Here is a 24463-nt window from a genome sequence, read left to right as displayed (position 1 = left end):
GCCGTAACGACTACCTCACGCACCGCAACCGTAGCGGGAGACGGCCTCGCGGCGACCGCTGTTTGCGAGCAGATCACAGGGGTACGGCGCTGGCATTGGAGTCCGGAGAGCCTTCTGGGGGCGGTCATGGCGGAGTTCGAGGCGACGCGCGGGATGCCGGCGGAGAGCATGGTGGTCTTCGGGGTCGCGTCCGACGTGGAGATCATGGACCGCTGGCTGCCGCAGGGCCTGTCGGTACACGACAGCGGCCCCGGCACGGTGGAGGCCGACGGCTCGCTGGTGCCGGGCGACGGCCGGCACGAGGGTCTGTTCCGCGCCTCCGAAGACCAGCTCAGGGTGGAGTGGGGCGGCCGCGACCACCCCGACTACTCGGGCTGGCTCCAGGTGGCCGACTCCGCCGCCGGCACCAGCGAGGTGACGGTCCACATCAGCCTGCTGGACGAAGCCCAGTCGGGCGCCCGGGCCGAGGAGGTGCGGGAGCTGCTGGACCGGTCACTGGACCAGCTGGCCGACGAGGTGCAGCGGCGCGTGTCCGACGCCGGCTGACCGCCCGCGCTACCGCTGGGACCGTCACCACCGAGGCGCCGGTGGTGACGGTCGCGCGCGTCAGGCGTCCTCGCGGTCCGGGTTCTCCAGGCGGAAGAAGTTGCTGGGCTTCCCGTCCTTGCGGTGCTCCTGGTAGATGAAGTTCAGGCCGCGCTCGTCGAACGTCCTGAACCAGTCGTCCCAGGAGATCTCCTCCAGGTCGCCCCCGCCGTACCCCGGGAAGTCGAAGCGGAGCACGCCCGCCCTGCCGTCATGCTCCGTGCCCGGCACCGTGGAAGGGCGGGCCTGGCGTTCCTCCGCCCATTGGCGGATGACGTCGTGGTCGGTGGTGATGAGGCTGCGGCCGGCGCGTTCCTCGTGCTCGTCCGTCGAGGTGATCTCCTGCTCGTACGGATGGTCACCCCGCACCGGGCGGTTCTGCTGCGACATGGGCTCTCGCTCCCCCGTGGATAAGGCGTACAGGTCACCCCACGTCACTGCCCTTTCGGAAACGCTTCTCGCAGTGGATCTATTCCGGTTTGCATTGGATCTATTACAGCGCCTATAAAGAACGCCGCAAGTATTGCCAACGAATGTTCTCCTATGCGACGTGCAAGCAAAATCCTGATGCCGGTCCTGGCCGGGCTCATCGCCGTCACGGGCACCTCCGCGACGGCGGTGGCCGCTGCGCCGGGCCGGCTCGACTCCTATTACGGCCAGCGACCGGCCTGGTCCGGCTGCGGCAACGGGTACGAGTGCGCGAAACTGTCGGTGCCGCTCGACTATTCGAAGCCCGGCGGCAAGCGGATTAAGATCAGCATGGTCCGGCTGCCCGCGACGGGCCCGAAGATCGGCTCGATCGTGCTGAATTTCGGCGGCCCCGGCGGGTCCGGCGTGGATTCGCTCAAGGCGAGCAAGGACGTCGTCTCGGCGGACATCCGCAAGCGGTTCGACGTCGTGAGTTTCGATCCGCGCGGCGTCGGCGCGTCCTCTCCGGTGCGGTGTTTCGGTACCCTGGATCTCGACGCGTATTTCGCGCTGGATCCCACGCCCGACACCAAGGCGGAGGTCAAGAAAGCGGAAAGCTGGGATCAGGCTTTCGCAAAATATTGCGCGAAGAATTCCGGGAAAGAACTCCTGGCGCACGTGGGCACGGCCGACTCGGCGCGCGACATGGACGTGATGCGGGCCGCGCTGGGCGACCGGCGGCTGACGTACCTGGGCTTCTCCTACGGCACCTACCTGGGCGCCGTCTACGCGGACCTGTTCCCGACGCGGATCCGCTCGATGGTGCTCGACGGCGCCGAGGACCCCTCGCAGAACGGCGATGACCTGGTGGCCGACCAGGACCGCGGGTTCGAGGTGGCGACGAAGTCGTTCCTGAAGGACTGCTTCAGGGTCAAGGGCTGCCCGTTCCGCGAGCACACGGTCGAGGCGGGCATGAAGCAGCTCGATGAGCTGTACGCGCGCGCCGACCGGTCGCCGCTGCGCAACGAGTACGACGGCCGGCAGGTCACCGAGGCCGTGGTGAGCGCCGCCGTGGACTACTCGATGTACGACGTGCACACGTGGCCGAGGCTGCGCCAGGCGCTGGCGGCGGGGTTCAGGGGCGACGGCACGAAGCTGCTGCTGCTGGCCGACGAGGGCAACGGGCGCCGGCCCGACGGCCGCTACGACAACAGCTTCGAGGCGCTGATGGCCATCAACTGCGTGGACCATCCGGAGAACCCGTGCCCGTACTGGCCGGTCAAGGGCACCCGGTACCCCAAGAAGGTGCGGGCGAAGGGCTCCCCGCCGATCGTGGTGGTGGGCACGACGCGCGACCCGGCGACGCCGTACAAGCTGGCCAAGGCGCTGGCGGGGCAGCTCGCGCACGGCGTGCTGCTGACGCGCGACGCCGACGGGCACACCGGCTACCGCCGCGGGTCGGCCTGCCTGGACCGCAAGGTGGACCAGTACCTGATCACGGGGACCGCCCCGCGACCGGGGACCTGCCGCGACGTCAACCCCAAAGCCTGACCCGAACCCCAAGGCCCGACCCGAACCCCATGGCCTGACCCGGCGCCTCCGCCGGCAAGGCGCAAGGCCGATCGGCTCCGCTCCTTTCACCAGCCCCGCACCTCGCGCAGGTGTGGGGCTGGTGACGTTCGGGTCAACAACGGTCGTGCCTGCGCGATGCGCGGAGCGGCCTCGGGAGAGATTGGGCGGACGTAGCCGGAAATTCCCACCGGCTCCGGTCAACGTCCTGACGCGAGACGCCGCCCGAGTCCGCCCGAGGAGCCCATGGAGTCGCTGCTGATCCTGCACGCGGTCGCGGCTGCCTGCGCTCCCTGGCTGGCCGCCCGCCTGGGTCGCGCCTGCTTCGCGGTGCTGGCCGTGCCGCCGGCGGCCGGGCTGTGCTACACGGCCTGGCTGGCGGCGCGCCCGCTGCCGGTGCGGGAGAGCCGCCCGTGGGCGATGGGCATGGAGCTGTCCTTCCGCGCCGACCCGCTGTCCGTGCTGTTGATGGCGCTGGTCACCGGGGTCGGTGTGCTCGTGTTGTGCTACAGCGCCCGCTACTTCCCGCGCGGCGACGACGGGCTCGGCCGCTACGGCGGCGCGATGGTGGCCTTCGCCGGCTCGATGCTGGGCCTGGTCGCCGCCGACGACCTGCTGCTCCTGTACGTCTTCTGGGAGCTGACCACCGTCTTCTCCTACCTGCTCATCGGGTACGACCCGGAGAGCCGCATGAGCCGCCAGGCCGCGATGAAGGCGCTGACGGTCACCACGTTCGGCGGCCTGGCGATGCTGGCCGGGTTCGTGCTGCTGGGGCAGCAGGCGGGCACGTACCAGATGTCGCAGCTGCGCCCGGCGGACCTGGCGCCGGTCACGGTGCTGCTGGTGCTGGCGGGGGCGCTGTCGAAGTCGGCCGTCTTCCCGTTCAGCACGTGGCTGCCGGCGGCGATGGCGGCGCCGACGCCGGTGTCGGCGTACCTGCACGCGGCGGCGATGGTGAAGGCGGGCGTGTACCTGCTGGCCCGGCTGGGGCCGCTGTTCGGCGAGCTGGCGCTGTGGCGGGCGGTCGCGGTGCCGCTGGGCGTGCTGACGATGGTGCTGGGCGGGTGGCGGGCGCTGCGGGAGACCGATCTGAAGCGGCTGCTGGCGTACGGGACGGTGGGGCAGCTCGGGTTCCTGGTGGTGCTGTTCGGGGCGGGCACCGAGGGGGCGGCGCTGGCCGGGGTGGGCATGCTGCTGGCGCACGCGTTGTTCAAGGCGGCGTTGTTCCTGGTGGTGGGCATCGTCGATCACGCGGCGGGCACCCGGGACCTGCGGGAGCTGAGCGGGCTGTGGCGCCTGATGCCGTGGGTGTGCGGGGTGGCGGTGCTGGCGGGGGCGTCGATGGCGGGGCTGCCGCCGCTGGTGGGGTTCGCCGGCAAGGAGGCGGCGCTGGAGGCGCTGCTGGACGCGCCGCTCGTGCTGGCGGGGGTGGTGGCGGGCTCGGCGCTGACGGCCGCCTACACGCTGCGGTTCCTGTGGGGCGCCTTCGCCCCGAAGCCGGGGGCCGGGACGCGGGAGGTGCACCACGTCTCGGCGGTCCTGTTCGTGCCCGCCGCGCTGCTGGCCGTCCTGGGGCTGGTGGCGGGGCCTCTGGCGCCGTGGTTCGAGGGCGTGATGGCGCCCTACCTGCGCACGTTCCGCGATCCGGGCCATCACGCCCACCTGGCGGCCTGGAGCGGCCCGTCCGTGCCGCTGCTGCTGTCGGCGGCGGCGCTGGCGGGCGGGGTGGCGCTGTTCCTGGCCAGGGAGCCGGTGGCGCGCGCGGGGGTGGCGCTGCACCTCGTGGACTCGGGCCAGGTGTTCTGGGCGATGATCCGGCGGCTGGACCGGTTCGCCATCCAGCTCACCGGCCTCATCCAGCGGGGCTCGGTGCCCGATTACCTGACGCTGACACTCCTCGCGACGGTCGGCGTGGGCCTGTTCTCCGTCGTCTACGGGGGCGAGCCGCACCTGGACGTGCCGGTCGTCGCCTGGCAGCGGCCCGAGCAGCCGGTCATCGCCGTGCTGCTCGCGGCCGCGGCGATCCTCGTGCTGTTCTCCCGCGCGTACGTGCTCCTGGCCCTGGTCATCGGCCTGACCGGGTACGGCACGGCGCTGCTGTTCCTCGTGCACGGCTCGCCCGACCTGGCGCTGACCCAGTTCCTGGCCGAGACGCTGAGCCTGGTGGTGTTCGCGCTCGTGCTGCGGCGGCTGCCGGTCCAGCCGGACAAGGGGCGGCTGGCGTTCCCGTTCCGGCTGGCCCTGGGGCTGGCGGTGGGGGTGGTGGCCACGGGGGCGGGCATGCTGGCGATGGCGGCGCGCGGCACCGAGCCGGTGGGCGCGTTCATGGAGGAGGCGGCGCGGCAGGCCGGCGCCCGCAACATCGTCAGCGCCATCATCCTCGACATCCGCGCCTGGGACACGCTGGGCGAGAGCGCGGTGCTCATCGTGCTGACGCTGGGCGTGACGAGCCTGGTGTTCCTGCGGCGCCGGTCGTACGCGATCGAGCGGGCCGAGGGCGGGCACCGGCCCGAGGGGCGCACGCACTGGCTGGCGGCCACGCTGCCGCGCGGGCAGCGGGCGCTGGCGTTCGAGGTGGCGGCCCGGCTGACGTTCCACACCGTGCTCGCGTTGTCGGTGTTCCTGCTGTTCATCGGGCACAGCGGCGTCGGGGGCGGCTTCGCGGGCGGCATCGTGGCCGGGCTGGCGATCACTGTGCGGTTCCTGGCCGGCGGCAGGAACGAGCTGGCCGCGGCGGTGCCGGTGCACGCGGGCGTGCTGATGGGCGTCGGGCTGACGCTGTCGGCGGGCACGGCGCTGGCCGGGCTGCTGTTCGGGCGGGCGGCGCTGGACATGCTGGCCACGGAGGTGAGCGTGCCCCTGGTCGGGCACGTGCACCTGTCCACGGGGCTGCTGTTCGACCTGGGCGTGTACGTGTCGGTGGTCGGCATGGTCCAGGACGTGCTGCGCGCGCTCGGGGCCGAGCTGGACCGGCAGATCGACCAGGAGGCCACCGAGTGAGCAGCGTCTCCCTGGTGCCGTTCGCCGCCTGCTGCGTGCTCATCACCTGCGGGGTGACGCTGATGCTGGAGCGCAGCCTGGTGCGCGTGCTGGCCGGCGTCATCGTCCTCGGCAACGGGGTGAACCTGCTGATCGTCACCTCCGGCGGCGACGCCGGCGGCCCGCCCTTCGTGGGCGGCACCGGCCTGGCCGACCCGCTGCCGCAGGCCATGGTGCTCACCGCGATCGTGATCACGCTCGGGGTGACCGCGTTCCTGCTGGCGCTGGTGCACCGCTCGTGGCAGCTCACCGGCAGCGACGAGGTCCAGGACGACACCGAGGACCGGCGGGTGCGGCTGCGCTCGCGGCGCGGCGAGCTGGGCGACGCCGTACGGGCCCGGCAGGACGCCTACCGGCGGCTGGTCGTCGAGCAGCGGGCCGAGCTGGCCAAGCTGGAGGCCGAGCAGGCCGAGCGGGAGCGGCTGGAGGAGGCCGACCTGGAGCGGCGCATCTCCCGCGTGCACGACGAGCTGGGCCAGTGGATGCGCGAGCTGCGCTACGAGGGCCTGTCGGAGGAGGAGCTGCAGACCCGCCTGGAGGAGGTGGGGCTGCGCGAGGACCCCGGCGCCCTGTCGAACGTGGAGCGGATCGAGCAGCTGCGCGAGGAGCACCGGCGGGGGCGGGCGGAGCAGGCGGCCAGGGAGCGGGAGCTGCGCAGGAAGCTCAAAGCCAGGCAGCGGGAGGCGCGCCGGCAGATGCGCACGGCCATCAGGGAAGAGCGGGAGCGCCAGGCGCTCGCGCAGGACCCCGAGCTGGAGGGCGACGACGCGTGAGTGGCTCCTTGGCAAGCCTGGTGTGCGTGCCCGTGCTGCTGCCGCTGCTGGCCGCCGGGGTGAAGCTGGCCATCGGCGGCCGGCTGCGGCGGCTGCAGTCGGTGATCAGCCTGGTCACGCTGGGCATCTCGCTGGCCGTGTCGGTGGTGCTGATGGTCGCGGCCGACACGGGCGGCCCGCTGGTGACCGAGCTGGGCGGCTGGCCGTCGCCGATCGGCATCTGCCTGGTGGCCGACCGGCTCTCGACGCTGGTGCTGGTCGTGTCGTCGGCGGTGACGTTCTGCGTCATGGTGTACTCGGTCGTCAACGCCTACGACGAGCAGGAGCACGACGCCCCGATGGCGGTCTTCCATCCGGCGTTCCTGGTGATGGTGGCGGGGGTGGCGGACGCGTTCCTGTCGGGGGACCTGTTCAACCTGTTCGTGGCGTTCGAGCTGCTGCTGAGCGGCTCGTACGTGCTGCTCACCTTCGGCGGCACCGAGTCGAGGATCCGGGCGGGCGCCACGTACACGCTGATGGCGCTGGCCTCGTCGATGTTGTTCCTGATCGCGCTGGCCATCACCTACGGCGCCACCGGGACGCTGTCGCTGGCGCAGCTCGCCGAGCGCTTCGCCACGCTGCCGGAGCAGGTGAAGCTGCTGGTGGAGCTGACGCTGCTGCTGGCGTTCGCGATCAAGGCGGCGATCTTCCCCATGTCGGCGTGGCTGCCGGACTCCTACCCGACCGCGCCCGCCCCCGCCACGGCGGTGTTCGCCGGCCTGCTCACCAAGGTCGGCGTGTACGCGATCATCCGGCTGGAGGCGCTGCTGTTCCCCGGCGGGCCGGTCTCGACGCTGCTGATGTGGGTGGCGCTGGCGACGATGCTGGCCGGGGTGCTGGGCGCGGTCGCGCAGACGGACATGAAGCGGATGCTGTCGTTCACGCTGGTCAGCCACATCGGCTACATGGTGTTCGGGGTGGCGCTGTCGACGGTGGCGGGGCTGGCGGGGGCGGTGTTCTACGTGGTGCACCACATCACCGTGCAGACGAGCCTGTTCCTGGTGTGCGGCATGGTGGAGCGGCGCACCGGCACGACGTCGGTGACCAGGCTGGGCGGGCTGATGAGGGCGTCGCCGCTGCTCGCGGTGCTGTTCTTCGTCCCGGCGATGAACCTGTCGGGCATCCCGCCCATGTCGGGCTTCCTGGGCAAGCTGATGCTGGTGCAGGCGGGCCTCGCGAAAGGCGGGTGGCTGCCGGTGACGCTGGTGGCCGGAGGGCTGGTGACGAGCCTGCTCACCCTGTACGCGGTCGCGAAGACGTGGGGCAAGGCGTTCTGGCGGGCGCCCCGGCCCGACCGGGTGGGCCAGGTCGTGGAGAGCGAGGAGCACACCGGCGAGGACCCGACGGTCACCACCACCGCCCTGCCGGCGGCGCTGCCGCTGTCGGTGGCGGCGCTCGTCGCGCTCGGGCTGTCGTTCACCGTGCTGGCCGGGCCTCTGGGGGCGCTGGCGCACCGGGCGGCCGTCGAGCTGATGGCGCGCGAGCCGTACGTCAGCGCCGTCCTGGGCGGGCGACCGTGAAGCGGGACCGGCTCGCGCCGCGGCTGCTCGGGCGGCGGGTGCCGCTGCCGCTGGTGGCGTGGCTGGCGGCGGTGTGGGTGACGCTGTGGGGCGACCTGACGGCGGGCAACGTGCTGGGCGGGCTGGTGACGGGGCTGGTCGTGACGTGGCTGCTGCCGCTGCCCATCCTCGACCCCGGCATCAGGGTGTGGCCGCTGGCCCTGGTCAGGTTCCTGCTGTGGTTCGCGTGGGACATGGTGATCTCGACGGCGCGGGTCGTGTTCTGGGTGGCGCATCCGGGGCCGCCGCCGACGCGGATCGTACGGGTGCCGCTGCGCACGTCGTCGGAGGCCATGACCGTGCTGGTGATGATCGCGGTGTCCACGGTGCCGGGGTCGCTGGTGGTGGAGGCGTACCGGAGGGAGCTCGTCGTGCACGTGCTGGGCGTGACCGGGGACGTCACGACGAAGATCCGGGCGGAGGTGGCCGGGCTGGAGTCGCGCATCGTGCGCGCGTTCGGCACCCGGCGGGACCGGGAGGAGCTGGAATGACGGCCGTCTACCTGGCGACGGTGGCGCTGCTGTGGTGCGGGGCGGCGGCCTCGTTCTACCGGCTGGCGCGCGGGCCCTCGATGCTGGACCGGGCCGTGGCGCTCGACGTGTTCACGTCGCTGTCGATGTGCGGCGCCGGCGCGTTCGCCGTGGCCCGGGACGACTACTCGGACCTGCCGATCCTGCTGGTGCTGTCGCTGCTGGGGTTCGTGGGGTCGGTGTCCCTGGCCCGGTTCTTCGCAGGCAGGTCGCGATGAAGGTGCTGTCCTGCTCGGGAAGGCCGCCGGTGTTCTCGAGGAGGCCGCCGATGTTCTCGAGGAGGTCGCGATGACCGCTCTGGACGCGGCGGCGGCCGGGTGCCTGCTGCTCGGCTCGGCCCTGGCGCTGTCGGCCGGGATCGGGCTGATGCGCTTCCGCACCACGCTGGACCGCATGCACGCCGGCACGAAACCGCAGGTGCTCGGCGTGCTGCTGGTGCTGCTCGCGATGTGGCTGCACCGCCCCACCTGGGGGTACGCGGGGCCGCTGCTGCTCATCGGCGTCTCCCAGGTGATCACCGTGTCGGTGGCCGCCTACATGGTGGCGCGGGCCGCCTACACCCGTCAGTCGTCCGGCGACGACACCGAGCTGCCCTCGCCCGAGGACCGATCGGCGGACTGATCGGCGGAGCGGTCCGAACGGTCCATCGCCGGCTGGCCGAACCACGTCCACATCGCCAGCGCGGCCAGCAGGCCCGCCGTGATCCACGCCACCGGCGCCTGGAACAGGTAGTCGATGACGAACATCGTGGACGTCGTCATCGACACGACCAGGGCGAGCGCGCCGAGGATGCCGTAGGAGTTGGAGCGGTGCACCAGCGTCTCCTTGCGTCCCTGCCGGAACAGCACGCGGTGCTGCGCGGTCGGCGCGATGTAGCAGATCGACGCGAGCGCGGCGCTGACCAGCGCCGCGTAGTACAACCACCGGTCCGTCTGGTCCAGCCGGGAGAACCCGGAGGAGAAGGGCACCGTGAGCAGGAACGCGAACAGCACCTGCACCCCGGTGACCGCGACACGCGCGCCCTGGAGCAGCTCGACGAAGTTGCGATCCGCCCGCTCCTGCCGCGACTCTTCCCGTTCCTGCCGTGAGTGGTCCTGCTCCGGCCGCACCTCGTTCTTCACCATGCCTCCCGCCGTTCAACGAGAGACTTCCTCTTCCTTGCAAAGCGCCGCTAAAACCTGGCCGTGAGGATCTTCGCCGGTGTGATCGGCAGCTCGCGGAAGCGGTGGCCGGTCGCGTGGTGGACGGCGTTGCCGATCGCGGCGGCGGTGCCGACGATGCCGATCTCGCCGATGCCCTTGCTGCCCATCGGGTTGAGCTCGCCGTCCTCCTCCTCCAGCCAGACCGCCTCGACGTGCTGGGCGTCGGCGCAGGCGGGCACGTGGTACTGGGCGAGGTCGCGGTGCAGGAAGCCGCCGAACTCCTCGTCGGTGAGCGTCTCCTCCATCAGCGCCATGCCCAGGCCCATCGTCATGCCGCCGAGGAACTGCGACCTGGCCAGCTTCTCGTCCACGATGTGCCCGGCGGCGAAGACGCCCAGCAGCCGCGACACGCGGACCTCGCCGGTGACCGCGCTGACCCGCACCTCGGCGAACTGGGCGCCGAAGGCGTGCCTGGCCAGCTCGGCGTCGGCCTTGACCTCGTCGGTGGTGTCGGCGCGGCCCTCCTTGCCGTCGCGGCGCAGCTCCTCGCAGGCGCGGACGACGGCGGTGCCCCAGGAGGCGGTGCCCGCCGAGCCGCCCGCCACCGGCGCCCGCGGCAGGTCGCTGTCGCCCAGCTCGACGTGCACGCGCTCCGGCGCGATACCGAGCGCGTTCGCGGCGATCCTGGTCAGCGCCGTGCGCGCGCCGGTGCCGATGTCGGCGGCGGCCACCTGGACGAGGACGTCGCCGTCGCGCATCGTGGCCACGGCCTGGCACGGCGAGCGCCTGGCCGGGTAGGTGGAGGCGGCCACGCCGGTGCCGACCAGCCACTCCCCCTCGCGGGTGACGCCCGGCCGCGGGTCGCGGTGCCGCCAGCCGAAGCGGTGGGCGCCCTCGCGCAGGCAGCCCACGAGGTTGCGGGAGCTGAACGGCACGCCGCTGAACGGCTCGGTCTCCGGCTCGTTGCGGACGCGCAGCTCCACGGGGTCGAGGCCGGCGGCGCAGGCCAGCTCGTCCATGGCGGACTCCAGCGCGTACATGCCGGGGCACTCCCCCGGCGCGCGCATCCACGACGGGGTGGCCACGTCGAGCCGGACCAGGCGGTGGCCGGTGCGCAGCGCGGGGCTGGCGTACATGACGCGGGTGGGCGTCGCGGTCTGCTCGGCGAACTCGACCAGGGTGGAGCTCTGCTCGTACGCCAGGTGCTCCAGCGCCGTCAGCCGGCCGTCGCCGTCCACGCCGAGCCGCAGCCGCTGGATCGTGGGCGTGCGGTAGCCGGTGACGTCGAACATCTGCTGCCGGGTCAGCGCGATCTTGACCGGGCGGCCGACCATGCGGGACGCCAGCGCGGCCAGGATCGCCTGCGGCCGGGTCGTGCCCTTCGACCCGAAGCCGCCGCCGACGTGCCTGGACACCACGCGCACCTGCTCCGGCGGCAGGCCCAGGGTCCTCGCGATGGTGTCGCGGCTGCCGCTGGTGCCCTGCGCCGTGTCGTACACGAGCAGCCGGCCCTCGGTGTCCCACAGGGCCAGCGCCGCATGCGGCTCCATCGGGTTGTTGTGCAGGACGGGCGTCTCGTACGTGACGTCCACGGTGGTCGCGGCGGCCGCCAGACCCGCCTCCACGTCGCCCTTGTCGGTGTCGGACGGGAAGTTCGGGTTGACCACCTCGGGCTGGTAGAGGCCGGGGTGGTCGCCGCTCAGGCGCACGTCGTGGTCGTCGGCGTCGTAGTCGACGCGCACGTGCGCGGCGGCGTCGCGGGCGATCTCGTACGTGTCGGCCACGACCGCGGCCACGATCTGCCCCCGGTAGGCCACCTCGCGCCGCTGGAACAGGGCCAGCTCGGGATCGGCGTCCTCGGGCAGGCGCGGCGCGGCCTCGCAGGACAGCACGGCCAGCACGCCCGGCAGCTCCAGCGCGGCGGCGGCGTCCACGCGCTTGACGCGGCCCTTGGCGATCTGCGCCTGCACGGCGTAGGCGTAGGCGACGTTCTCGGCCGGGTACTCGGCGGCGTACGTGGCCAGCCCCGTGACCTTGACGCGGCCCTCGATGCGGTTCACGGCGCGAGCTCCTCCAGCGTGGCGACGATCAGGTTGCGGGCCAGCGGCACCTTGTAGGCGTTGCGCGGCAGCGGCCGGGCCTGCTCCAGCTCGGCCTCGGCCGCCTGGAGGAACGCCTCGCCGGTCGCCGGGCCGCCGATCAGCGCCCGCTCGGCGCGCTCGGCCCGCCAGGGCGCGTGGGCGACGCCGCCGAGCGCGATGCGGCAGCTCGTCACGGTGCCGTCCCGGCCGACGTCGAGCACGGCGGCGATGGACACCAGCGCGAACGCGAACGACGCCCGCTCGCGGACCTTGCGGTAGAGCGAGGCGCCGGGTGGCGGGGGCGGCAGCTCGACGGCGGTGATGAGGTCGCCGGGCGCGAGCACGGTGTCGCGCTCGGGCTCCTCTCCAGGCAGGCGGTGCAGGCCCGGCATGGGGATGATGCGGTCGCCGCCGGGCCCGGTGACGTGCACCTGGGCGTCCAGCGCGGCCAGCGCCACCGCCATGTCGGAGGGGTGGGTGGCCACGCAGGCGTCGGAGGTGCCGAGCACGGCCAGGTTGCCGTGGTCGCCGGCGATGGCGGGGCAGCCCGAGCCGGGACGGCGCTTGTTGCAGGGCCGGGTGACGTCCTGGAAGTACGTGCAGCGGGTGCGCTGCAGCAGGTTTCCGGCGACGGTGGCGACGTTGCGGACCTGGCCGGACGCGCCGGTCAGCACGGCGCGGGCCAGCATCGGGTAGCGGGCGCGGATCAGCGGGTGGGCGGCCAGGTCGGTGTTGCGCACGGTCGCGCCGACACGGACCCGCTCGCCCTGCTCCTCGACGGCGTCGAGCGGCAGGCGGCTGACGTCCACCAGCCGCTCCGGCTCGGCCACGCCCAGCCGCATGAGATCCACCAGGTTCGTGCCGCCGCCCAGGTACATGGTGCCGGGGGCGAACTGGCGGACGGCCTCGGTGGTGCTGCCGGCGCGGGCGTACTCGAAGGGTCTCATCGGGCCACCTCGCCGATCGCGGTGACGATGCCGACGTACGCGCCGCACCGGCACAGGTTGCCGCTCATGCGCTCGCTGATCTCCTCGGGCGTCAGGTCGGGGTCGTCGAGCAGGTCCTCGGTGACCGCGCTCGGGCCCGGCTCGCCCAGCATGCCGGCGGCCGAGCAGAGCTGGCCGGGCGTGCAGTAGCCGCACTGGAAGGCGTCGTGCTCCATGAACGCGCTCTGCAGCGGGTGCAGCTGCCCGTCCGTGGCCAGCCCCTCGACGGTGGTGATCTCTCGGCCGTCCACCGCCACCGCCAGCGCCAGGCAGGCGTTGGCCCGCCGGCCGTCGATCAGCACCGTGCAGGCGCCGCACTGGCCGTGGTCGCAGCCCTTCTTCGCGCCGATGAGCCCGAGCCGTTCGCGCAGCAGGTCGAGCAGCGACATCCGCGGGTCCACGTCCACCGTGCGCGGCACGCCGTTCACCTGCAAGGTGATAGTCATTTGGCACGACTACCCGAGCTTCCGGAGAGACAACCCCTGAGCGCGGCAAAGAGCATCCGCCCGTTTTGTCGGAATCGGGTGGGGTAGCCGGGCGGGCATGGACGAGCAGGTGCTGGAGTCGGCGGCGGTACTCACCGTCAACGCGGGGTCGTCGAGCCTGCGCCTCGACCTCGTCCAGGGCGGCAGCGTCATCGACAGCGCGCACGCCGAGCGGGCCGTCGATCCCGGGTCGGCCAGGGAGGAGCTGTCGGCGTTCCTCGGCGGCCACTTCGACCGCGACATCAGGGCGGTCGCGCACCGGCTCGTGCACGGCGGGGACGTCGTGCGCGCGCCCACGGTGGCCGACGACGAGACGGCCGAGGCGCTGCGCGGCCTGACCGACCTGGCACCGCTGCACCTGCCGCCCGCGCTGGCGCTGCTGGAGGCGGCCCGCGAGCAGCTTCCCGCCGTGCCGCACGTGCTCTGCCCCGACACGGCCTTCCACGCCGGGCTGCCCGACGAGGCCGCCGTGTACGCCCTGCCCGCCGAGTGGCGCGACCGCTACGGCCTGCGCCGCTACGGCTTCCACGGCCTGTCGTACGCGTGGGCCGCCGACCGGGCCTGCGAGCTGCTGGGGCGGCCGGCGTACGAGCTGGATCTCGTGCTCGCCCATCTCGGCGGCGGATGCTCCGTGACCGCGGTGTCGGGCGGGCGCAGCGTGGACACCTCGATGGGGTTCACGCCGCTGGACGGGCTGCCCATGAGCAAGCGCTCGGGCAGCGTGGACCCGGGGATGCTGGTGTGGCTGCTGGGGCGGCTGTCGCTGGAGGAGCTGGCCGAGGGGCTGGAGCGCCGGTCGGGGCTGCTGGGGCTGTCCCGGGGGCGGTCCGGCGACACGCGGGAGCTGGTCGCCGCCGAGCGCGACGGCGACGAGGCGGCCGGGCTGGCGCTGCGCGTGTTCGCGCACCGCGTGAGCCGCGAGATCGCCGCCGCGGCCACCTCGCTGCGGCGCCTGGACGCGCTCGTGTTCACCGGCGAGATCGGCTGGGATCAGCCCGAGGTGCGCGAGGCCGTCTGCCGCCGCCTGGGGCTGCTCGGGGTCGAGCCGCCGGTCCTGGGCAACCGCTCCGACGACGGGCCGGTCAGCGCGCAGGGCGCCGCCGTTCCCGTGCTGGTGGTCCAGGTTCGTGAGGAGCTGCAACTCGCCCGCGAATGCCTGGCGGCGCTGGCCGAGGAGCCCCTGCCCGAGGAGCCCCTGCCCGAGGAGTCCCTGCCCGAGGAGTCCCTGCCGGCCGAGGAGGACCTATGACGAACGTCGACGAGGTGCGCCGCTCGGCGCTGCCGCTCACCGCGCCCGGCGACCTCGGCCCGCTGCTCGACCGCGTGGGCGAGGCCAGGTTCGTGCTGATCGGCGAGGCCAGCCACGGCACCCACGACTTCTACACCTGGCGGGCCGAGCTGACCCGCCGGCTGATCGCCGAGAAGGGCTTCGGCTTCGTCGCCGTCGAGGGCGACTGGCCCGACTGCGAGCGGGTGGACCGCGCCGTCACGACCGGCGCCGACCCGTACGACGCCCTGTACGGCTTCGAGCGCTGGCCCACGTTCATGTGGGCGAACGAGGAGGTCGTCGCGTTCTGCCGCTGGCTGCGCGGCTGGAACGCCGGCCGCCCGCCCGGCGAGCGGTGCGGCTTCCACGGCCTGGACGTCTACAGCCTCTGGGACTCGCTGCGCGCCATCCGCCGCTACGCCGCCGCCCACCTGCCGGGGCAGATGGACAGCGTTATGCGCGCCCTGTACTGCTTCGAGTCCTACGGCCACGACCCGCAGCAGTACGGCCTGGCCACCCGGCTGGTGCCCGACACCTGCGAGGACGAGGTGGTGAACCTGCTGGCCGCGCTGGGCGGCGACGAGTTCGGGGTGCGGCAGAACGCCGAGGTGGTCGCCGGCGCCGAGCGCTACTACCGGGCGATGGTGCGCGGCGGCCCCGAGTCGTGGAACGTCAGGGACGTGCACATGGCCGACACCCTCGACCGGCTGGCCGAGCACCACGCCTCCGGCCGGCCCGCGAAGGGGCCGGCGAAAGGGCCGGCGAAAGGGGTCGTGTGGGCGCACAACACGCACATCGGCGACGCCCGCGCCACCGACATGGCCGCCGCCGGGATGACGAACCTCGGGCAGCTCGCCCGCGAGCGGCACCGCGAGGACGTCGTGCTCGTCGGCTTCGGCACCCACCACGGCACGGTCGTGGCCGGCGACCGGTGGGGCGCCCAGCACCACGTCATGCGGGTGCCGCCGGCCCGGCCCGCCTCGCTGGAGTCGCTGCTGCACGAGGCGCTGCCCGGCCGGGACGCGCTGTTCCTGGTGCCGCCGCCCGGCCTGCGGGCCGACTGGTACGACGAGCCGATGGGGCACCGGGCGATCGGCGTCGTGTACCACCCGGACCGGGAGCGGTGGGGCAACTACGTGCCGACGGTCGTGGGCCGCCGCTACGACGCGTTCCTGTGGCTGGACGAGACCAGGGCCGTGCACCCGCTGCACGGCGAGCCGTGGGGCGACGCGGAGCCTGAGAGCTACGGTGCTCCGCGTCCAGCGGGCCACCGCAGGTAGCGGAGTCCGCACCTATCCCACGGCCATGTGAGGCGTTTGTCGGTCGCGGATGGTTTGATCTCCCGTGTGGAGGCGTCCGTCGAGCAGCTCGTCTACGTCCGGGAGGACGAATACACCGTCGCGCGCATGAGCGCCGACGGCGTGCCCGACTTCGTGGCCACGGGCCGGGCGCTGGCCGGCATCCAGCCGGGCGAGACGCTGCGCCTGTTCGGCGACTGGAGCCGCCATCCCCGCTACGGCCGCCGCTACGCGGTCACCGGCTGCGAGCGGGTGACGCCGTCGTCGGTCCGGGCCATCCGCATCTACCTGGGCTCGGGGCTGATCAGGGGCATCGGGCCGCGGCTGGCGTACGCGATCGTCGACCACTTCGGCGAGGCCACGCTCAAGGTCATCGACAGCGAGCCCGAGCGGCTCACCGAGGTCGTCAACATCGGGCCGCAGCGGCAGGGCCAGATCGTGCAGGCGTGGCAGGAGCAGAAGGCCATCGCCGCGCTCATGGTGACGTTGCAGGGGCTCGGGGTCAGCCCGCTGCTGGCCGCGAAGATCTACCAGGTGTTCGGCGCCGACGCCGACGAGGTGCTGGCCACCGACCCCTACCGGCTGATCGGGCGGGTGCGCGGCATCGCGTTCCGCATCGCCGACCGCATCGCGCTGCAGTCGGGGGTGCCGGAGCGCAGCCCCGAGCGGGTCAAGGCGGCGCTGCTCGACCGGCTGGAGGCGGCGGGCAGCCGCGACGGCCACTGCTACGTGCCGGTCTCCACGCTGGTCAGGGAGACGGCCGAGCTGATCGAGCAGGATCACGACGTCGTCCGGCCGATGGTCGACGCGCTGGCGGCCGACCGGCGGCTCGTCCTGGAGACGGCGCCCGCCCAGCCGGGGCAGGTGGTCGCCTACCTCAAGCACGTGCACAGCCGCGAGGTGGCGCTCACCGCGCAGCTCACGGCGCTCATGAACGCCCGCTCCACGCTGCCGCTGCGCGCCTACCGGGAGGACCCCGACCTGCACGAAGACCAGCGGGCCGCGGTCACCATGGCGCTGACCAGCACCGTCTCGATCATCACCGGCGGCCCGGGGTGCGGCAAGAGCCACACGGTCAAGGCCATCGCCACCACCGTGCGCGCGGCGGGCGGCTCGGTGACGCTCACCGCCCCCACCGGCAAGGCCGCCAAACGGCTGTCGGAGCTGACCGGGCTGCCCGCGATGACCGTGCACCGCATGCTCGCCCAGCAGCCCGACCCCGACCCCGAGACGCTGTTCGACGAGCGCCCGTCGCAGGCCGACCTGATCGTGGTGGACGAGGCGTCCATGCTCGACCTGCACCTGGCGACCCGGCTCACCTCGGCGGTCCGGCCGGGCAGCCACCTGCTGCTCATCGGCGACGGCGACCAGCTCCCGAGCATCGGGCCCGGCGACGTCCTGGCCGACCTGCTGCGCGTGACGGCCGTCCCGCGCGTCCAGCTCACCCACGTCTTCCGTCAGGCGGGCGGCAGCGGCATCATCGACGCCGCCCACCGCATCCGCGCGGGCCGGCTGCCGGCGGTGCCGGGCGGCGGCGGGTTCTGGTTCGAGGAGCTCGACGACCCGGAGCAGGTGGCGCGGCGGGTGGCGCACCTGGCGATGGTGGCGATCCCCCGCAAGCAGAACGTCGAGCCGGACCAGGTGCAGGTGCTGTGCCCGATGCGCAAGGGCGAGACGGGCGCCACCGCGCTCGGCCGGCTGATCCAGGACCAGCTCAACCCGGCCGCCGACGACAAGCCCGAGCACTGGTCGGGGGCGACCGTGTTCCGGGTGGGCGACCGGGTGATGCCGATCCGCAACAACTACGACAAAGGGGTCTTCAACGGGGAGACAGGCACGGTGACGGCGGTCGTGCGGGAGGAGCGGGTCATCGAGCTGCGCACCGACGACGGCGAGACCGTGCGCTACGGCTTCGACGAGCTCGACGACCTGACGCACGCGTACGCGATCAGCGTGCACCGCTCGCAGGGCAGCGAGTACCCGTTCGTGGTGGCGCCGATCGTGGCCGAGTCCGGCGGGATCATGCTGCGGCGCAAGCTGCTCTACACGCTGGTGACGCGGGCCAAGGCGTGGGTGGTGCTGGTGGGGCAGCGGGAGGCGCTGGAGCTGGCGGTGCACCGGCTGGGCCACCGCCGGAACACGGGCCTGGCCCGCCGGCTCGCGCTCAGCCTGGAGGGGTGAGCATCTCCGGGCGTGGGCGGGTGAGCGTCCCTCAGTGCGGGCCCTTAGTGCGGGCGGAGGGCGGCGGCCAGGATCTCGGCCAGGTGGCTGCCGTGCCGGCCGGTGCCGGAGGCGGCGATCTGGGTGCGGCAGGAGAAGCCGTCGGCGAGGATGGCCTCCGAGTCGCCCGCCGCCCGTACGGCGGGCCACAGCCCCTCCTCGGCGCACGCCACCGACACGTCGTAGTGCTCCCGCTCGAACCCGAAGTTCCCGGCCTGCCCGCAGCACCCGGAGTCGAGCACCCGCGTACGGAACCCGAACCGGGCCAGCACGGCCCGGTCGGCGTCGTACCCCATGATGGCGCTCTGGTGGCAGTGCACCTGGGCCAGCACGGACCCGCCGGCGGAGGAGGGCCGCCAGTCGGGCGCCCGCTGCTCCAGCAGCTCCGACAGCGTCAGCGTGCGCTCGGAGACGAGCCGCGTCTGCGCCGTGTTGAGCAGTTCGGGCCCGTCGGAGCGGAACACGGCGGTGCAGCTCGGCTCCAGCCCCACGACCGGCACTCCGGCCTCGGCCCACGGCAGCAGCGCCCGCACGCTGCGGGCCAGCACCCGGCGCGCGATCCCGAGCTGCCCGGTGCTGATCCACGTCAGCCCGCAGCACAGCGTCACCGGCGGCACGTGCACCTCGAACCCGGCGGCCTCCAGCACGTCCACCGCCGCCCGCCCCACGCGCGGGTCGAAGTTGTTGGAGAACGTGTCGGCCCACAGCACCACCCGCCCGCGCGTGCCGGGCCCGACGACGCCGCGCCCCTTGAACCAGTCGGTGAACCGCTCCCCCGCGAACCGGGGCAGCGCCCGCCGCCCGGAGACCCCGGCGGCGGCCTTGACCAGCCGCGACAGCCCCGGCGTCTGGGTGAGCGCGTTCACCACGTGCGGGGCGGCGGAGGCGAGCGCGGCCCACAGGGGCAGCCACCCCATGGAGTAGTGCGCGACCGGCCGCGGCCGGCGCCGGTAGTGGTGGGCCAGGAACTCGGCCTTGTAGGTGGCCATGTCCACGTTCACCGGGCATTCCGCCCGGCAGCCCTTGCAGGCCAGGCACAGGTCGAGCGCGTCCCGCACGGCCTCCGACCGCCAGCCGTCGGTGATCAGGTCGCCGCGCACCATCTCCTCCAGCAGCCTGGCCCGCCCGCGCGTGGAGTGCTCCTCCTCGCGCGTGACGCGGTAGCTGGGGCACATGACGCCGCCCTCGAACGTGTGCTTGCGGCACTTGCCGGTGCCGACGCAGCGGGTGGCGGCGTGCCCGAACCGCCCGTGGTCGGCCGGGTAGTCGAAGAACGTCCGGCGCGGCTCCAGCGGGTAGAAGTGCCGCTGGGCGAGGTCCTGGTCGAGCCGGTGCGGGTGGACGATCTTGCCGGGGTTCATCCGGTTCCGGGGGTCGAAGATCGCCTTGAACCGGCCGAACGCCGCCACCACGGGCTCGCCGAACATGCGCGGCAGCAGCTCGGCCAGCGCCTGCCCGTCGCCGTGCTCGCCCGACAGCGACCCGCCGTAGGAGGCGACCAGGTCGGCGCTCTCCTCGGCGAACCTGCGGTAGCGGGCGATCCCGTCGTCGGTGTGCAGGTCGAGCGGCAGCCGGCCGTGCACGCAGCCCTGGCCGAAGTGGCCGTACAGGGCGGAGTGGGCGTAGCCGTGGCGGTGCCGCAGCCGGTCGTACTCGCGCAGGTAGGAGCCGAGCCGTTCGGGCGGGACGGCCGCGTCCGACCAGCCCTCGTACGTCTGCCGCCCGGTCGGCGGGTACGCCTCCACGCCCAGCCCCGACTCGCGCAGCCGCCACAGCTCGTCCTCCCTGGCCGGGTCGCCGAGGAAGGCGTGCGACGGCGGCGGCCGGCCGTCGCCGCGGCACAGGTCGCGCATCATGTCCTCGGCCCGCTGGCGCGCCTCGTCGGCGCTGTCACCGCCGAACTGCACGAGCAGCCAGCCGGCCCCCGGCGGCAGGTCGCGCAGCGCCGGGTCGTGCGGGCGTTCGGCGCGGGCCAGCCGGTACATCGTCTCGTCCATGGCCTCCAGCGCCAGCGGCCGGTGCGCGGCCACGGACGGGACGGCGTCGGCGGCGGTGAAGATGTCCTCGAAGCCGAGCACGGCCAGCGCGCGGGCGGCGGGGCGCGGCACCACGGCCAGCTCGGCGCGCAGCACGACGACGAGCGTGCCCTCGCTGCCGACGAGGGCGCGGGCCAGGTTGAAGCCGTTCTCGGGCAGGAGCTGGTCGAGGTTGTAGCCGGACACGCGCCGCTCCAGGCGGGGGAAGCGGGTGCGGACCAGCTCCATGGTGTCGTCACGCAGGTCGCGCAGCTGCCGGTAGATCTCGGCCAGGCGGCCGCCGCCGCTCTGGACGCGGGCGTACTCGTCCTCGCCGGTCGGCCCCACCCACGCGCGCACGCCGTCGTAGGTGAGGATCTCCAGCCGCAGCACGGAGTCGGCCATCTTCCCGTACGCCTGCGCGGAGGCCCCGCACGAGTCGTTGCCGATCATGCCGCCGATCGTGCAGGCGCGGTGGCTGGACGGCTTGGGCCCGACCATCAGCCCGTCGCCCGCCAGCACCTGGTTGACCTGGTCGAGTACGGCCCCGCCCTGCACGACGATCCGCCGCCCGGCCACGTCCACGGACTCGACCCGGCCGCAGTGCTTGGACCAGTCGATGACCACGGCCGCGTTGCAGCACTGCCCGGCCAGGCTGGTGCCGCCGCCGCGCGACAGCACGGGCACGTCCCTGGCCCGGCACACGGACACGGCGGCCACCCCAGCCTCCAGGGTGCGCGGCACGACCACGCCGATCGGGACCTGGCGGTAGTTGGAGGCGTCGGTGGAGTAGGCGGCGCGGCTGCCGGTGTCGAAGCGTACCTCCCCGTCCACGGCCTCCTCCAGCCGCCGGCGCAGCGTCTCCACGTCGATCTCGCGGGCCGGGGGCATGTGCGTGGCGGGCGTCGTGACCTGGGTGTCCATGCCCGGCCCTTACCCTGGACGGCTCACCCGAGCCCCAACGGCACGCCAAGGCGTGTCCTGGATGTCCGCTATTGCGGGGTAATCAGCTGGCGGTGGGGCGCCGCACGGGGCACCATGATTCTTGATGGACGAACGTCGCATGATCCGCGTCTCCAAGTACCTGTCCAGGCACCTGCGGCACGACCCGCAGCGCATCGGCCTCACCCTCGACCCCGGCGGCTGGGTGGAGGTGGCGGAGCTGCTGCGGGCCGCCGCCGCCCACGGCTTCCCCATCACACCGGACGAGCTGCGGCAGGTCGTCGCCGGCAACGACAAGCGCCGCTACGCGATCGAGGCCGGGCGGATCAGGGCCAGCCAGGGGCACTCCGTACCCGTGGACCTGGGGCTGCCCGCCGTCGAGCCGCCCGAGGTGCTCTACCACGGCACGGTGCGGCGGTTCCTGGCCGCGATCCGGCGGGAGGGGCTGCGGCCGATGAGCCGGCACCACGTGCACCTGTCGCCCGACCGGGAGACGGCCACGCGGGTGGGGGCGCGGCGGGGCGCGCCCGTGGTGCTGGTCGTGGCGGCGGGGGTGATGCACGCCGAGGGGCACGCGTTCCTGCGCAGCGCGAACGGGGTGTGGCTGGTGGACGGGGTGCCGCCGGGCTACCTGCGGTTCCCGACCTGAGCCCGGTGGCTACCCGTGGCCTCCGGCCTGGAGCTGCCGCCTGGCGGCCATCAGGGCGAAGCCGAGCAGGTTGAGGCCCCGCCAGCGCTCGGGTGAGGCGGCGCGCTCGTCGCCGGCGGCCAGGCCGATGCCCCACATCCGGTCGTACGGGCTGGCCTCCACCAGGACGCGGCCGCCGGTGCCGAGCAGGTAGGCCGCCAGGTCGGCGTGCCCGCTGAACTTGGCCAGGTTGCCGCGGACGACGATGCCGAAGCGGTGCTCCTCCCACGTCGCCTGGTCGAAGCCCTTGACGGTGCGGCCCAGGGCCTTGGCCTGGTTCGGATGGCCGGCGGCGAGGATCCTGGCCGCCGCCTCCTCGTCGCCGAACAGCCACGCCTTGTGCGCCATCATGTAGTGCTCGGCCGAGGCGAACGTGTGCCCGTCCTCCGTGAACGTGACCGGCCACCACTGGCTCAGGCAGCCCTGGCCGACGCCGCCGTCCCGGGCCGGCTGGTGTCCCCAGAAGTACAGATATTTCAGGCGCCGGCCGCTGCGCTCGGCGGCGACCAGCTCCTCCACGGTCATGGGAAGCTCATCGGGCATGGCGTTCAGTATGCCCGCCTTCGGTATGCCCGCCTTCGGTATGCCCGCCTTCGGTGTGCCCGCCTTCTCCGGCCGCCCGCATGAGGCGGCCGGCCACCTCGCGCAGGTACGGCCCCAGCTCCGGCGGGTCCAGCACCTCGAACTCGAAGCCCTTGACCGCGACGTGCACGGCCAGCTCGTCCAGCGAGTTCGACCCGGCCAGGAACACGCACGTCCGCTCGTCCACCGCCGCCAGCCGCCCCGCGCCCGGCGAGGTGCGCGGCGCGACCGCCTCCAGCGGGGCGTGGTAGAGGATGCGGGCCCGGTAGCGGTAGGGGGCCGAGGTGATGGAGCGCGACACGTACCCGGCCGCGTCGTCCTCCGGCAGCGGGCGGGGCGTGAAGCGCGCGCCCGGCGGGCCGAGCGGCCCCTCGACGCGGTCCATCCGGAACGTCCGCCAGTCGTCCTTGCCCAGGTCCCACGCCAGCAGGTACCAGCGGCGCGACGTGTGCACCAGCCGGTGCGGCTCCACCTCCCGCAGCGTCTCCCGCTGCACTTCCCCCGGCGCCTCCCGCTGCGCTTCCCCTTGCGCCTCCCGCTGCGACACCTCATCACGCCCCCGGTAGCGCAGGCGCAGGCGGCGGTGGTCGCGGCAGGCGGCGGCCACGGCGGCCAGCAGGTCGGCGTGCACGGCGGGCGCGGCGGCCCCGGCCAGCGCCACCGTCGTCTCCCGGAACGCGCCGACCCGGTGCCGCAGCCGCGACGGCAGCAGCTGCTGCACCTTGGCCAGCGCCCGCAGCGCCCCCTCCCCCAGCCCGGCGACGCTGCCGGTCGCGGCCATGCGCAGGCTGATCGCCACGGCCACCGCCTCCTCGTCGTCCAGCAGCAGCGGCGGCAGGGCGGCCCCCACGCCCAGCCGGTAGCCGCCGGCCACGCCAGGGGTGGCGTCCACGGGATAGCCGAGCTCGCGCAGCCGCTCGATGTCGCGCCGTACGGTCCGCAGCCCGACGCCGAGCCGCCCGGCCAGCTCGGCGCCCGTCCAGTCGGTGCGGGACTGCAGCAGGGACAGCAGGCGGAGCAGCCGGGCGGAGGTCTCCAACATGGCCCCCATTCTGTCCCGCATCGGTGCCAGAACCTGTCACCGATCGTTCCTACAGTCGCTCACATGAAGAACAGCGACGTGACCCCGTACCGCATCGACATCCCGCAGGAGCAGCTCGACGACCTGCGCGACCGGCTCCGGCGTACCCGATGGGCCCCCGACGTGCCCGGCACCGGCTGGGAGCGTGGCGTCCCCACGAGCTACCTGCGGCCCCTCGCCGAGCACTGGGCCGGCGGCTTCGACTGGCGCGCCCAGGAGGCGGCGCTGAACGCGTACCCGCAGTTCACCACCACCATCGACGGCGCGAACGTGCACTTCCTGCACGTCCGCTCCGCCGCGCCCGGCGCCGTCCCGCTGCTGCTCCTGCACGGCTGGCCCGGCGGGGTCGTCGAGTTCCTCGACCTGATCGGCCCGCTCACCACCCCGGGCCCGGACGGCGGCCCGGCCTTCCACCTGGTGATCCCCTCCCTGCCCGGCTACGGCTTCTCGGGGCCGCTGCCCGGCCCCGGCTGGACCGACGGGCGCACGGCCGCCGCGATGGCGGAGCTGATGTCCAGGCTCGGGTACGAGCGGTACGGCGTCCAGGGCGGCGACGTCTCCGCCTTCATCGCCCCGCTGCTCGGCCGCACGTCACCGGACCGCGTGATCGGCGTGCACGTCAACGCGCTGCTCACGTTCCCGCACCCCGAGGTCATGGGCACGCTGACGGAGGCCGAGCGCGCCCGGCTGGCCGGCATGGAGGAGTGGCAGGAGAAGCTGGGCGCCTACATGCGGCTGCACGGCACCCGCCCGCAGACCATCGCCGCCTCCCTGCACGACTCCCCCGCCGGGCAGCTCGCCTGGATCGTGGAGAGGTTCAAGGACTGGACGGACCCGGCCGCCAAGCTGCCCGAGGACGCCGTGGACCGCGACCGGATCCTCGCCGACGTCAGCGTCTACTGGTTCACGGGGACGGCCGGGTCGTCGGCGCACACGTACTACGAGCGGTTCAACGACCCCGGCATGTGGGCGCCGGCGCCCAGGGGTACCGTGCCGACGGCGGTGGCGGTGTTCCCGACGGACTTCTCCGTGCGGCCGCTGGCCGAGCGGGTCCACAACGTGGTGCGCTGGTCCGAGTTCGACCGTGGCGGCCACTTCGCCGCGCTGGAGACCCCCGACATCCTGATCGCCGAGCTGCGCGAGTTCTTCGGCTCGCTGCGGTAAAGAAACGGCC

At 73.5% G+C, this 24463-nt stretch carries 21 protein-coding genes; 13 read left to right on the top strand and 8 right to left on the bottom strand.

Annotated elements, in window-relative coordinates; genetic code table 11:
* Positions 1–126 precede the first annotated feature (126 nt).
* Complete coding sequence (locus HCN51_RS02270; RefSeq protein ID WP_168006165.1) at positions 127–546, top strand: SRPBCC family protein; 420 nt, start codon at positions 127–129, stop codon at positions 544–546.
* 60 nt (positions 547–606) lie between these two features.
* On the opposite strand, the gene HCN51_RS02265 is transcribed toward HCN51_RS02270, so the two are convergent.
* Complete coding sequence (locus tag HCN51_RS02265) at positions 607–975, bottom strand: hypothetical protein (RefSeq protein WP_168006163.1); 369 nt, start codon at positions 973–975, stop codon at positions 607–609.
* 153 nt (positions 976–1128) lie between these two features.
* Here HCN51_RS02265 and HCN51_RS02260 point away from each other — a divergent pair, with 153 nt between their 5' ends.
* From HCN51_RS02260 to HCN51_RS02230, 7 genes are all read left to right on the top strand, one after another.
* Positions 1129–2544, top strand: a complete 1416-nt coding sequence (locus tag HCN51_RS02260; RefSeq protein ID WP_240972307.1) for an alpha/beta hydrolase — start codon at positions 1129–1131, stop codon at positions 2542–2544.
* 264 nt (positions 2545–2808) lie between these two features.
* Positions 2809–5562 carry a Na+/H+ antiporter subunit A gene (locus HCN51_RS02255; protein WP_168006161.1) on the top strand — a complete coding sequence of 918 codons (2754 nt, stop codon included), beginning with the start codon at positions 2809–2811 and terminating at the stop codon, positions 5560–5562.
* Positions 5559–6374 (top strand): Na(+)/H(+) antiporter subunit C, encoded by an 816-nt coding sequence (locus HCN51_RS02250; RefSeq protein ID WP_168006159.1) that lies wholly within the window; start codon positions 5559–5561, stop codon positions 6372–6374. Before HCN51_RS02255 ends, HCN51_RS02250 begins: the two co-directional genes overlap by 4 nt.
* Positions 6371–7933: a Na+/H+ antiporter subunit D gene (locus HCN51_RS02245; RefSeq protein WP_346433501.1), complete on the top strand. Its 1563-nt coding sequence runs from the start codon at positions 6371–6373 to the stop codon at positions 7931–7933. The genes HCN51_RS02250 and HCN51_RS02245 overlap by 4 nt, the downstream gene beginning before the upstream one ends.
* Positions 7930–8463, top strand: a complete 534-nt coding sequence (locus HCN51_RS02240; protein WP_080040555.1) for a Na+/H+ antiporter subunit E — start codon at positions 7930–7932, stop codon at positions 8461–8463. The genes HCN51_RS02245 and HCN51_RS02240 overlap by 4 nt, the downstream gene beginning before the upstream one ends.
* Positions 8460–8720 carry an MrpF/PhaF family protein gene (locus HCN51_RS02235; RefSeq protein WP_080040556.1) on the top strand — a complete coding sequence of 87 codons (261 nt, stop codon included), beginning with the start codon at positions 8460–8462 and terminating at the stop codon, positions 8718–8720. Before HCN51_RS02240 ends, HCN51_RS02235 begins: the two co-directional genes overlap by 4 nt.
* A 70-nt stretch (positions 8721–8790) precedes the next feature.
* Complete coding sequence (locus HCN51_RS02230) at positions 8791–9123, top strand: cation:proton antiporter (RefSeq protein WP_168006157.1); 333 nt, start codon at positions 8791–8793, stop codon at positions 9121–9123.
* Here the strand turns inward: HCN51_RS02230 and HCN51_RS02225 are convergent.
* The 4 genes from HCN51_RS02225 to HCN51_RS02210 are packed head-to-tail and all read right to left on the bottom strand — an operon-like array spanning position 9066 to position 13157.
* A complete protein-coding gene (locus HCN51_RS02225) occupies positions 9066–9626 on the bottom strand; it encodes a DUF6328 family protein (protein ID WP_240972306.1) in 561 nt (186 codons plus the stop codon). The two genes, HCN51_RS02230 and HCN51_RS02225, sit on opposite strands and share 58 nt — an antisense overlap.
* A 47-nt stretch (positions 9627–9673) precedes the next feature.
* Positions 9674–11704 carry a molybdopterin cofactor-binding domain-containing protein gene (locus HCN51_RS02220; RefSeq protein WP_168006155.1) on the bottom strand — a complete coding sequence of 677 codons (2031 nt, stop codon included), beginning with the start codon at positions 11702–11704 and terminating at the stop codon, positions 9674–9676.
* Entirely contained in the window at positions 11701–12672 is a 972-nt protein-coding gene (locus HCN51_RS02215; protein WP_168006153.1) for an FAD binding domain-containing protein, read from the bottom strand. Before HCN51_RS02215 ends, HCN51_RS02220 begins: the two co-directional genes overlap by 4 nt.
* Positions 12669–13157, bottom strand: a complete 489-nt coding sequence (locus HCN51_RS02210) for a (2Fe-2S)-binding protein (RefSeq protein ID WP_168006151.1) — start codon at positions 13155–13157, stop codon at positions 12669–12671. Before HCN51_RS02210 ends, HCN51_RS02215 begins: the two co-directional genes overlap by 4 nt.
* 97 nt (positions 13158–13254) lie before the next feature.
* Here HCN51_RS02210 and HCN51_RS02205 point away from each other — a divergent pair, with 97 nt between their 5' ends.
* The 3 genes from HCN51_RS02205 (at position 13255) to recD2 (ending at position 17942) form a co-directional block, all read left to right on the top strand.
* A complete protein-coding gene (locus tag HCN51_RS02205) occupies positions 13255–14445 on the top strand; it encodes an acetate/propionate family kinase (RefSeq protein ID WP_168006149.1) in 1191 nt (396 codons plus the stop codon).
* Positions 14442–15743 (top strand): erythromycin esterase family protein, encoded by a 1302-nt coding sequence (locus tag HCN51_RS02200; protein WP_168006147.1) that lies wholly within the window; start codon positions 14442–14444, stop codon positions 15741–15743. Before HCN51_RS02205 ends, HCN51_RS02200 begins: the two co-directional genes overlap by 4 nt.
* Positions 15744–15809: 66 nt before the next feature.
* Complete coding sequence (recD2, locus tag HCN51_RS02195; protein ID WP_168006145.1) at positions 15810–17942, top strand: SF1B family DNA helicase RecD2; 2133 nt, start codon at positions 15810–15812, stop codon at positions 17940–17942.
* A gap of 44 nt (positions 17943–17986) precedes the next feature.
* Here the strand turns inward: recD2 and HCN51_RS02190 are convergent, their stop codons facing one another.
* Positions 17987–20920: an FAD-binding and (Fe-S)-binding domain-containing protein gene (locus HCN51_RS02190; protein ID WP_240972305.1), complete on the bottom strand. Its 2934-nt coding sequence runs from the start codon at positions 20918–20920 to the stop codon at positions 17987–17989.
* Between the two features lie 124 nt (positions 20921–21044).
* On the opposite strand from HCN51_RS02190, the gene HCN51_RS02185 reads away from it, so the two are divergent.
* Complete coding sequence (locus HCN51_RS02185) at positions 21045–21587, top strand: RNA 2'-phosphotransferase (RefSeq protein ID WP_168006143.1); 543 nt, start codon at positions 21045–21047, stop codon at positions 21585–21587.
* 9 nt (positions 21588–21596) lie between these two features.
* Here HCN51_RS02185 and ybiA read toward each other — a convergent pair whose 3' ends face one another.
* The gene (ybiA, locus tag HCN51_RS02180) at positions 21597–22169 is read right to left on the bottom strand and encodes a riboflavin biosynthesis intermediates N-glycosidase (protein ID WP_168006141.1); all 573 of its coding nucleotides are present in this window, start codon (positions 22167–22169) and stop codon (positions 21597–21599) included.
* The gene (locus HCN51_RS02175) at positions 22159–23250 is read right to left on the bottom strand and encodes a helix-turn-helix transcriptional regulator (RefSeq protein ID WP_168006139.1); all 1092 of its coding nucleotides are present in this window, start codon (positions 23248–23250) and stop codon (positions 22159–22161) included. The genes ybiA and HCN51_RS02175 overlap by 11 nt, the downstream gene beginning before the upstream one ends.
* Positions 23251–23313: 63 nt before the next feature.
* Between HCN51_RS02175 and HCN51_RS02170 the strand changes: the two genes are divergently transcribed.
* On the top strand, positions 23314–24453 hold the full coding sequence (locus HCN51_RS02170) for an epoxide hydrolase family protein (RefSeq protein WP_168006128.1): 1140 nt from the start codon (positions 23314–23316) through the stop codon (positions 24451–24453).
* Positions 24454–24463 lie beyond the last annotated feature (10 nt).

Origin of the sequence: Nonomuraea composti (assembly GCF_012034275.1) — a bacterium.
Lineage (GTDB): Bacteria > Actinomycetota > Actinomycetes > Streptosporangiales > Streptosporangiaceae > Nonomuraea > Nonomuraea composti.
This window is presented reverse-complemented; position numbering and strand designations above follow the sequence as displayed.